This window comes from Chryseobacterium sp. FG46 (assembly GCF_057809135.1).
In genome coordinates this window covers 1-11247 of sequence record NZ_JBMDJJ010000054.1, presented here as the reverse complement: position 1 = coordinate 11247, position 11247 = coordinate 1, and the positions used below count along the sequence as shown (strand labels likewise).

At 35.9% G+C, this 11247-nt stretch carries 9 protein-coding genes; 6 read left to right on the top strand and 3 right to left on the bottom strand.

The annotated features are described in order from the left end of the window. Positions 1-93: 93 nt before the first annotated feature. A complete protein-coding gene (locus ACODR7_RS21145; protein WP_488842207.1) occupies positions 94-1746 on the bottom strand; it encodes a DUF6029 family protein in 1653 nt (550 codons plus the stop codon). Between the two features lie 2 nt (positions 1747-1748). Further along, a complete protein-coding gene (locus tag ACODR7_RS21140) occupies positions 1749-2234 on the bottom strand; it encodes a TlpA family protein disulfide reductase (RefSeq protein ID WP_488842205.1) in 486 nt (161 codons plus the stop codon). A gap of 200 nt (positions 2235-2434) precedes the next feature. Here ACODR7_RS21140 and ACODR7_RS21135 point away from each other — a divergent pair, with 200 nt between their 5' ends. From ACODR7_RS21135 to ACODR7_RS21120, 4 genes are all read left to right on the top strand, one after another. Continuing rightward, complete coding sequence (locus tag ACODR7_RS21135) at positions 2435-3499, top strand: Omp28-related outer membrane protein (RefSeq protein ID WP_488842203.1); 1065 nt, start codon at positions 2435-2437, stop codon at positions 3497-3499. 32 nt (positions 3500-3531) lie between these two features. Next, on the top strand, positions 3532-5403 hold the full coding sequence (locus tag ACODR7_RS21130) for a T9SS type A sorting domain-containing protein (RefSeq protein ID WP_488842202.1): 1872 nt from the start codon (positions 3532-3534) through the stop codon (positions 5401-5403). A gap of 57 nt (positions 5404-5460) precedes the next feature. Continuing rightward, a complete protein-coding gene (locus tag ACODR7_RS21125; protein ID WP_488842200.1) occupies positions 5461-6210 on the top strand; it encodes a T9SS type A sorting domain-containing protein in 750 nt (249 codons plus the stop codon). Between the two features lie 218 nt (positions 6211-6428). Beyond that, positions 6429-9074 carry a hypothetical protein gene (locus ACODR7_RS21120; protein ID WP_488842198.1) on the top strand — a complete coding sequence of 882 codons (2646 nt, stop codon included), beginning with the start codon at positions 6429-6431 and terminating at the stop codon, positions 9072-9074. A 115-nt stretch (positions 9075-9189) separates the two neighbouring features. On the opposite strand, the gene ACODR7_RS21115 is transcribed toward ACODR7_RS21120, so the two are convergent. Next, positions 9190-9540: a hypothetical protein gene (locus ACODR7_RS21115; protein ID WP_488842196.1), complete on the bottom strand. Its 351-nt coding sequence runs from the start codon at positions 9538-9540 to the stop codon at positions 9190-9192. A gap of 175 nt (positions 9541-9715) precedes the next feature. Between ACODR7_RS21115 and ACODR7_RS21110 the strand changes: the two genes are divergently transcribed. Next, positions 9716-9910 carry a hypothetical protein gene (locus ACODR7_RS21110; protein WP_076595302.1) on the top strand — a complete coding sequence of 65 codons (195 nt, stop codon included), beginning with the start codon at positions 9716-9718 and terminating at the stop codon, positions 9908-9910. A gap of 121 nt (positions 9911-10031) precedes the next feature. Beyond that, positions 10032-11078 (top strand): PA0069 family radical SAM protein, encoded by a 1047-nt coding sequence (locus ACODR7_RS21105; protein WP_488842194.1) that lies wholly within the window; start codon positions 10032-10034, stop codon positions 11076-11078. The last annotated feature ends 169 nt before the right edge of the window (positions 11079-11247 follow it).

Below are 11247 nucleotides of genomic sequence, written 5' to 3'. Positions count from 1 at the left end.
TTCCTGTCGCTAAAAATAGTAGAATTAATAAAAACCAGTTTCTAAATTTCATTGTCTTCTTTACTAAATTAATTTCAATCACCTTGTCTTTTTTTAATAACTGGTGCTTATACCCAAAGAAAGGCCGGCGCTCTCGGGAACAAATCTGCAAACACCACCTACGCAAAGTAATCCTCCTCTTTGTCTGCCATAAGAAGCCTGAATTCTTGTGCTGTTTTTTCTAAAAACCAGCCCGCCGGTATAATAGTGCATTTGCTTTTCATTATCAGAATTTCCGTAATTATAAAGGTCATTGGCGAAAACTGCCCAGTTTTTGTTAAAATTATATTCGAAAAGACCGGCAGCCCAATTTCCATGGTAACCGTTTGCCCATTGATGCTGCAGTTCCAGTTTCATAGAGCTTTTGGAAAATCTGTAAATATTATCCAGAATAAGGGTCTGTGCTTTTACTTCTCCACTTGTTTCTTCGGCTCTGTAGGTGTTGTAGTACTGGTTTATAAATACCAGGGCAACCTTCCATTTATCCTTCAGTCTCGTTCTGATATCAAGGCTTTGGTCTGAGTAATATTTTTCTCCTAATGCAAGAAAGTCCGTTTTATAGTCGCGGACATCATTAATGTATGACCTGTATGTTCCCTTTAAGCCATACCAGTTTGAAATATTAAAAGAAAGATCTGTTCCGTATTTTCCTCCCAATAGTGTTCCCTTTTTTATCTTATAAAAGATGTCTATCTGGGAACCTATTTCTCCGGATTTCTTTTGAGGAAGAAATGACAGCCTTGGTTGTGCCTGATAAACATAAATATTAGCCAGGCTATAATCATATTGTTTGGTGAGTGAAGGGATGTAATTCAGTACGGAATTATGGTAAATATTTCCGATTTGGTCTCGTTGTGAGTAAAAATTAAAGTTTTCCAGCCTTCTCAGTCCCGCAATGATTCCAAACCGGTCTGTAGCATAGGAAAGGTTAAGCAGAAAAGCATTGCCTGAAAATATATTATTCGGGTCCAATACGTTTACCTGCTTGATGTTGTCTTTGGTTTTGTAAAGGTATTCCAATTCCATTGCAAAATTTGAATATTCCATTTTCATTCTGGACGAATAGATGCTGACGTTTTTAGGGAATTTACTGTTTTCCTTATTATCCTCATATTTATTGACATAGCTGAATCCAATACTGGTGTGAAGGTCTTTTGCCTTTATCATATTGTCCAGTTTCAGTTCGCTATCCAATCCTGTTATTAATCCGTCTGAAACATTAAATCCTAATCTCTGTTTACCTATTAATGCTTTCATGATGAGGGTTTGGCTGGGATCTGTATATTTTATTTTTCCTCCCAGCAGGGAATTAGCAATCCCAAGCTGTTTATCTTCCCATACACGCAAAGCTAAACCGCTGCCGAACTGTTCATAAAAATGACCTAATGTGACATCTATTCCCGCCTTTTCGTTATTATAGTTTACAAAATAAGTTCCCAGACTGGTTTTATTCAGAACCGGGGAATAATTGAGTAAGGCTTTGGGTTCATAAGCTTCAAGCTGCGCCCCTGCTGTGAAGTTTTTTAATTTGTAGCTGATATTCAGGTAGTTATTTGATCTTAGTCTTTGGTCTTTTTCGGCTTCGGAGAGTTTTACTTTGCTGTCATCAATATAATATTGTGAATTGGATTCCAGATTTACAGATAACTGGCTAAAAAGACGAATGCTGGTTAATAAAGCAGCTCCATAAATTATTTTTTTTCGCATAATTAATTGGAGGTATTGTATTCTTTAATCTTTTTGATCAGTTCATCTTCATCTCCGGGAGAGTAGCCTACATGAGAATATGCGACTTTACCCTTATAGATGATTATGGTGTGGGGGATACTGTTGATATTCAATGCTCTCTTAAGAGTCTGGTTAGAGTCCAGTAATACCGTGTAGGGCCACCCTTTGCTTTTGACAAGGGTTTTAACTTTTGAAACTGTACGGGCATCGTCTGTAGCAGCTGCCAGCAGGGTAAACTTGCTTTCCTTCTGCCAATCTTCGTATTTGTCATTAATAGCAGTAAGTTCCTCCATGCAGGGCAGACACCATGTGGCCCAAAAGCTGACTATAACAGGATTGGAGGAATCTATTTTGGAAAAATCGATCCTGTCACCAGAAATAGTATTTAATGAGACATTAGGGATGTCTTGGGCATAAAAAAAGCTTAAACAAAAAATAAAAAGCCCTGAAAAAGTCATTTTCATCATAAATATTATTTTTAATAATTAAACAAATATTATTTTGCTAATATATAATTAATTATGTAATTTTAATGCGAAGTTCTTATTAAAATGGTGGAAATTTTGGTTTTATCAAAATTACAATGTTTAAATTTTAAACTTATTTATTAACAACTCCATATAAAATTTCAGCTTTTATTTAAACCCATTAAAAAATTCAACAAACAATGAAAAAAAAGTTATTATTTCTAAATTGTGTGATTTTAATATTCTTGGTATTGTCTTCCTGTAGGGGATCTGCGAGTGACGAAGGAGATGCTGTTGCAACCTATCTTACCATTTCTTCAGAAGGTGGTAACGAAAAATTACTGGGGAAAAGCTTTACTTTCAAGATAAAGGATAATCTCAATAATGACATTACGGAAGAAAGTGAAATTTTTGTTAATAATCAGCCGATAAATGGAAATCTCTATACGCCTGCAGAGAAAGGAGTTTATATTATCAGTGCCCAATACAGAAATCTCCCGGTAAATCCTATTTCCGTAAGTGCAGTCATCAATGACGGGGTCAATTTTAAACACAGAATCTTATATGAAGATTTTACCGGTACTTGGTGTGGGAACTGTACCCGTGCAGGGGCCAGAGCAAAAAACCTCAAGCTGCAGACCGATGATGGTTTTGTCTTTATCGGGATTCATGGCCCTAGTGGGCAGGATCCGTGGTCGAATGCCGTAAGTGCTGAGGTAGAGCAGTTTAAAAATGTAACCGGGGTGGATCTTGGCTGGCCTACTATGTTTATTAACAGGAATACAATGTGGGATGATAGTGAAAACTATACGGATATGTCAATACCGTTGGCTCAGTTAAAAGCATTCAGTAAAATTGGGATAAAAATAGGCTCTTTGGTGTCCGGCAATACCCTGAATATTGATACCCGTATTTCTTTTGCCCAAAATTTTTCAGGGCTTAAAATGGCAGCATTTATTGTAGAAGATGAGCTGGTGGGTAAACAAAAGAATTATGTTCCCGCTTTAGGACCTTCTATTATTTACGATTATGTTCACCATAATGTTTTAAGGGATAAACTGACCGCAACAGTAGCGGGAGAAAATATTCCGGATTCTCAGACGGGAATTTCTAATGAATATTCAAGATCATTTCAATACGCTGTTCCTTCAGGCTACAATCGGGATCATCTTAAAATCATTGTTATGATTATGGATAGTAATGGAACCGTACTGAATGTGAGAGAGGAAAAGATAGGAATAACCAATACCTATGAATTTTTATAAAAATTATTTACTAAACTTAAATTTCAAAACAAATGAAAAAGATTTTATTTACGGTGTTTATCCTGATGTTCGGGATATACCACTCACAGACTTATTACAGTCAGGATTTTAATACTGCAGGGCTCAACGGATGGGTGAGCACTGATATTGACGGAGACGGGAAGCAATGGAGTAATTTGAATGCTTCTGGCATAAATACGGACTTTGGAAGCGGATCATTGGCTTCCTTTTCTTATATTAGTGGAACTGGAGCGCTTACGCCAAACAATCTGATCACTTCTCCTTTAATTGACTTAAGTGCTGTTACTGGCAATAATGCTTTCCTGGTCTATAATTTGGAAACAAATTCTGACTATCCAAACGAAAAATATTCGGCATATGTTACGACCACCAACGTTTCAGGAGCTATTACTGCTTCCACCCCTGTGTATACAGAAACAGTGGCTGCAGGTGGGTATCAGTCCAGAATGATCAATGTAAGTTCTTTTATTGGGCAGCAGGTGTATATTTCTTTCAGGCATTATGACTGTACAGATAAGTTTTATCTCATTTTGGATAATATCAAAGTCAAGAGTCTTGCAGATTATGATGTAGCCCTTAAAAATGTCTCTTTAGGCCGTTATGGAGTGGTAAATACAGATTATTTCATCAAGACAACTGTAAAAAATAACGGATCACAAAGTGTTAATAATGTAACACTTAACTGGAATGATGGCACAGATCATTCTGCTGTAATACCACTAGCTGCGCCTTTAGCTGCCGGGCAGGAAAAAGTAATTACGCATTCGGTTGCTGTAAACTATCCTATAGTCGTAAATAAAAATATTACAGTATCTGTTACCGGAGTCAACGGAGCAGCGGATGCTACTCCCGCAGACAATACATTGTCAACCCAATTTAATACCGTAAGCCAGAATTCGCCTAAAAAAGTAGTGATTGAAGAAGGTACAGGAACCTGGTGTGGCTGGTGTCCGCGAGGGGCAGTTGCAATGAATAGTGCTGAAAGTAGTTTTCCTAATGATTTTATAGGAATTGCTGTACATAACAATGATCCTATGACTTTGGCTGAGTACGATACAGGAGCCAACTTTGCAGGCTTTCCAAATATGAATGTAGATAGGAGTCTTCTGGGACAGGATGTTGATTCTGATTTTTCTCAGGTTATTAATGCAAGAAAACCAATGATTGTTCCGGCTGCATTAAATGCAACTTCTGCCTTAGCAGGTAGGGTTTTAACATTCAATGCATCTGCTGTTTTCAGAGCCAACTTTACAAATGCTAACTTCAGATTCGCAGCAGTTGTTGTAGAAGATGAAGTAAAAGGAACTATTTCAGGATATAATCAGAAAAATTATTATGCAGGAGGAAACTACGGGGCTATGGGCGGATATGAGACTAAGCCGAATCCAGTACCTGCTGCGGATATGGTTTATGATCATGTAGGCAGAATGCTGTTGGGAGGATATGCCGGGCAGGCAGGATCTATACCTTCCACCATAACTGATGGTCAGATTGTAAACTATACATTTACAGCAGATATTCCAACTGCATATAACCTGGATAAAATAAAAGTTGTTTTGCTTTTATTGGATGGTACAACCGGCGAAATTGTTAATGCAGCAGGGCCATTTGCTATAAGCACAACATTAGGGGTTCATGCTGCTGAAAAGACAGATAATGAACATGTGTTATATCCTAACCCTGCAAAAGACTATTTCAAAATTGACGGAAAAGGAAAGGCAGACATTAAAATTTTTGATCTCAATGGAAGAACAATTCTTGAAAAAGAAAATGCAGAGCCTAATACTCCGATTTCTGTACATAATCTTGTAAAAGGAACTTATCTGGTTTCTATTAAAGAAAAAGATGCGGAACCGATTATTAAAAAGTTAATTATTAAGTAATTTCTCACAATCCGGGAAGCGGCTCTATAGCTTCCTGGTTTTATAAACTAAAAAATTATGAAAAATATTAATTACTACATTATATTTCTGTCTGTTTTTATCTCTTTTTATGGGAAAGCGCAGCTTAGTCTAGCAAGAGAAGACGGGACACCAATAAATGACGGAAGTGTTATTACTTATAACACTGTGGATGAAAATCTGGCAACCTTACACTATAAAATTAAAAACAACTCTGCTGTTCCGATTAATGTTCGCGCAAAGGTTATGAATATTATCAATGCTGACGGAAGCAGTTTTCAGTTCTGTTACCAGAATACATGTCTTCCATTTATAATGTTAGGAGCAGTTTATCCCGGAAATTCCAAACCGGCAATCAATATTCCTGCAAATTCTGAGGTTTCAAGTGGGTATACTATGTGGAATGCAGATACAGGCTCCGGAACATTTCCAATGGACTATGTCCTGAAATATTATCTGGTAGATGACTTTAATAATGAATATGGTACACCTGTAACATTCACTTATAGATATAATCCTAATGCGACATTAGCGGTACATGATGTGGAAAAGAGCAGCTTTTCTTTTGCTGAAATCTCTGAAACCCGTGTCAAGTATGAGATCAATGTACTTTCCAAAGAAGATATATCATATGTTTTGTATACAGCAGACGGACGAGCTGCTTGTGCAGGAAACCTTAAGAAAGGAAAAGATATAATAGATGTTTCTCATTTGGAACGAGGAAGTTATATTGTTTTTCTGAAGAATAACAGGGGAGAAGCAATGTCAAAAAAAATAATAAAAGAATAATTTTAATTATCAGCAACAAAACTTTTTCTCTTTTTAGTTCACAAGCGAAAGACTGTCTCAAAGTGAGATGGTCTTTTGCTATTTTTGGAATGCCATATTCTCCTGTTTGTATTTTAATAGTGATGGACTATATTGATTTTAACATTGCGAAGTTATAAATGAGTAAAATTTCCACTTAATAGTCTTATATTTAAACGTATATTTAGCGAAATCACGATATGAAAAGATGGATTAAAAAGTTACTCATAGGTTGCGGAATTATGGCAGGAGTTCTTCTCGCCGCGAATTTCGGATTAAATATATGGCTTAAAACCCAGCTTCCTGATTATATTAAAAAAAATACCGCTTATAAAGTTTCCTACAAAACTCTGGATGTAGATTTAGGAACAGGAAATATTTTTGCTACAGGAATTGCAGTTAACAGTAAAGATCCACAAAATACAGACGTTGTTGGTTTGCAGGGTACTGTGGATACTTTAAAAATAAGCCGTTTCGGAATTTATGATGCTGTTTTTAATAAAAGAATCAGCTCCTCAGACCTTTTGCTGGCTAAACCCAATTTAAATATTATTCTCACCAAACCTGTCGACCGACAAACCGGAAAGAAAAGAAATCCGGTTTTATTTGAAAATATCAGAATCAATGAGGGTAAAATTGCTGTTTTCAGACATACCAAACAGAAATTTCTATCGGTACAGCAACTGGATCTTTTTGTAGAAAATTTGCAAATGACGGAGGAATCCGTAGAAGATAAATTACCCGTTGTTTTTGACAGATACAGTATCAAAGGCGAAAAATTCTTTCTCCGTCCGGATGAAACGTATGCAGTTACCATCAGTAGTATCAATACAAGCAATGGGCAGATGGCTGTTGATAATTTCAAACTGATTCCACTGCTCTCCTTCACTCAGTTTAAAAAGTTTTATCCCCAAAAAACTCAATTATTTGAACTTGCTGTTCCCAAAATGAATTTTACGGATGTCATTTTAAACAAAAATAAAGTTTTACTTGCGAATGCCGACTTCCGCAATCCTGTTCTGAAAGTCTATAATACAGGAGTAAAAGCTAAAAAAGCTGGAAAAAAATCCAATTTTGAAGTTGATTTAAAAAACTTTAAATTAAATAATGCTGTTGTTCAAATCAATAAACCGGATGGAAATAAACTCTTGTCTGTAGGAGCTATGAGTTTAAATATCAGTCAGTTGTTATTCAATAAGGAAACCTCAGAGCAGATCATACCTGTAGGATACAAAGATTTTACTATTGCCGGAAGAAATATTGAATACTCCAACGCTCAGAATATCACAGTAAGAAGCTTGGCAATGAAGCCCGCAAATGGCGAAATCCGGGACGTCGTACTTACGCCAGCTCATCCCGCAGCAGGAAAAGCAGCAGCCGTTTTAAAAACAGATCATATCGCTTTTAATATCAATAAACTGGAGTTCATTAATAAAAAACTTAATGTTGATCTTAAAGATCTTCTCGTAGAAAATGTAAACGGGACTTTTAAAGCAGGTGAAAAACCAGCCAGTAAATCTGTGGGGCCTAATATCATTAATTCCATTATTATAAGAAAAACATCTTTAAAAAATTCAAACATTACTTATGATAAAGGAAAACAGCCTTTGACTTTCCATGGTCTCAATGCAACGGTCAATAATATTGAATTATCACCTAAACCCAATCAGCCCGGGCTATCCTTTAAAGTGAAAGACTATTATATTACCACCAGAAACCTGGTTTATAACACACAGTTTTACAATATGAGCCTTGGACTTCTGAAACTCAATAAGAATAAAGTGCAGATGAGCAATTTTGCTATGAAACCTCTCGTTTCAAGAGCTCAGTTTATCAAAATGATACCCGTTGAGAGAGATCTGTATGATTTGAAGGCCGGAAAAATCACCGCGGAAGGAGAGTGGGATTTCTTTTCTCACAATAAAATGCTCAATGCCTCCCAGGTAGACATTGAGTCTGTGGATGCCAATATTTTCAGAAGTAAGATTCCCAAAGACGATCCTAAAATAAAAGCATTATATTCTAAAATGCTACGTTCCATCAAAATTCCGATGACCATTCATAATCTTAATCTGAAAAACTCAGTATTAGTATATGAAGAAGATACCCCGGAAAGTATGGGGCCAGGAAAACTGACCTTCAGTAACTTTAATATGAACGTTAAAAATCTGAATTCAGCTAAAATAAAAGGAAAGCCCACAAAAGTGGATATAAAAATCAATTGCTCTTTCATGAATCTCTCTCCACTTTCCGTAAACTGGAACTTTGATGTGGCGGACCTGAACGATAGATTTGCAATCTCCGGAAAAACTTCCAACCTTCCCGCAAGTGGGATTAATCCCTTTATAAGGCCTTATCTTCATGTGACAGCTACCGCAGGAACGATTCAGGAAATGCTTTTTAGCTTCAAAGGGAATCCTGCCGGATTGCACGGAACATTTAATCTTAAACATAAAGACTTAAAAATTGCCGTATTAAATAAGAATAACCATCAGAAAAAAGGTTTTCTGACTGCTGTGGCCAATATTTTCATAAAATCAGATTCAGGAAATTATCCTGAGTCTGTTACTGTGGAAAATGTAGAACGTGATCCCACAAAGTCTTTCTTCAACCTTTTCTGGAAAGGAATTGAGCAGGGATTAAAGAAAACACTGATCGGTGTAAATGTCGAAAAAACCGAAAAAAAAGTGAAAAATGCCGTTTCATCTGTAAAAGAAATGAAACAATCTGTAAAAGAAATAAAACAGGAAATCAAAAATAAAACGTCACAACCTGCAGAAGAGAAGAAAGAAAAGAAAGGTTTTCTGAACAATATATTCAGAAAAAAAGAAAAATCTGAAGAATAATTCTTTAAACCATTAAGAGATCATAGCTTCATGGTTGCTGCCAATCTTAAAAAGAATGCAGTTGTTTTAATAAAAACGAACTTAATGGTTTAAAAAATCAATATAAGAGATTCAGTTAAAAATTGAATTCATCACTTTCCAAAATGGGAATATCCCTTAAAAACTTATCAAACTCTTCACCCGGATAATTGCTGTCTGCCCCATAAGAATCTATAATCATTCCGCGATTTCCTGCATTATCCTTTACTACATAAAGTACCGCATTGTCATCCGGATTACTGTCTCCCTCGAAGCGGTAAGTTTTTAAAATTACCAGTTCAGAGGCCTGATACACTTTCTCGGAATTTTCAAATTTCATTTCACATTTTTCGTTCATTCTGAATTCCCTGTGTATTCCTCTTTCAGAAAGCGTTTTCATCACCTGGCTCAAAGTCGTCATTCTGTCAATGTTTTCTGGATTTTCCATAATAATATTTTTATTTTTAAGTACAATAATTAAACCATTGGAATCTTTAAATATAAGAAAAATAGCAGATTATAATTTTCCTAAAAATAAAGTTGAATGTTAACAAAATTTATAATTTAAAAAAATAAAATAGGTATACTTTTTGCAATGGTATCAATAATAAATCAGAGAAAATATGAAAAAAGAAGTTGGAGTTTTACTGGCAGGAGGAGTTGGTCTTTTGGCAGTATTGAGTTTAATAAGCATTAAAAAAATTTTGACTAAAAAAGATAAAAAATATAGTGATTCCTATTCGGACTATCACAGACACTTTGATGAAAGAAATAATGATGATGAAACTCATGGAGTAGAATTATATGCACTGAAGTAGTAAAAAAATATATTTAATTATGTTTAAATCCAACGCTTTTGAAAGTGTTGGATTTTTTGTGGAAAACTTTAATGTTAAAACTCGTTATTTTATAAGAATTCCATTCTAATTTTACACCGGAATGCAAAACGAAAATTTCATAAAAGGTCAGGGAGCTCAGCGAAACGTTGCCAATCGTTTCGACAGGTGTACCTATGAACCTGAAGATGAAGATTTCGAGACAGTAAAGACTTCTTTCACGGAAGTATTTCCCAAAACCATTGTCAATCAGGTCAAAAGCGAAGACCTTCCAATGGAATACTCCATGAATCCTTATCAGGGATGTGAACACGGCTGCTCGTACTGCTTTGCAAGACCTACTCACGAATACTGGGGCTATAGTGCGGGGATAGATTTTGAAAGAAAAATTATGGTAAAGAAAAATGCTCCTGAGTTACTGGAGAAATTTTTTCAGAAAAGAAGCTACAAAGCAGCCCCGATTCTGTTGTCCGGAAATACCGACTGCTACCAGCCGGCGGAAAGACAATTTGAAATTACCAGAAAATTACTGAAGGTTTGTCTTGACTACAGACATCCTGTCAATATTCTCACAAAAAATACACTGGTCTTAAGAGATCTTGATATTTTGAAACCTATGGCAGAACAAAATCTGGTATCAGTTTCTCTAAGCATTCCAACCATCAACGAAGAATTAAGAAGAAAGATGGAGCCTAGAACAAGCTCGGCAAAAAATAAATTAAAAGCAGTTGAAATTCTTTCTGAAAACAATATTCCCGTACATGTAATGGTAGCACCCATTATCCCAGGACTCAATAGTGATGAGCCTTTAAACATATTGAAAGCTATTTCGGATGCCGGTGCTTTAGGATTCGGTTATACCCTCGTAAGACTAAACGATACCGTGGAACTAGTTTTTGTAAACTGGATTGAAACCCATTTTCCGGACAGGGCGCAAAAAGTTTTAAATCTTATCCGCTCCATGAGAGGAGGAAAACTAGGTGATAAAAGATATTTTGAACGACAAAGAGGAGAGGGGAATATTGCAGAAATGATTCATACCACCTTTAAGATCGGCAAAAAGAAGTTTTTTGAAGGCAAAGAATTTCCCAAGCTTTCAACAGCTAACTTCACAGGAACCCGGGATCAGCAGCTCCGGTTATTTGATTAATAATGATTCCTGAAGTAATTGTCATATTAGTCATATTAGTCACATATTATATGCAGTATAAAATATATTATACCTTTTTATTCTTCCTACCCACACTCTCCAACCCTCTCACCCTTCACTCTCTTACTCTCCAACTTTTTTTGGGAGCTTCATCCTGCTCTCCATTCCT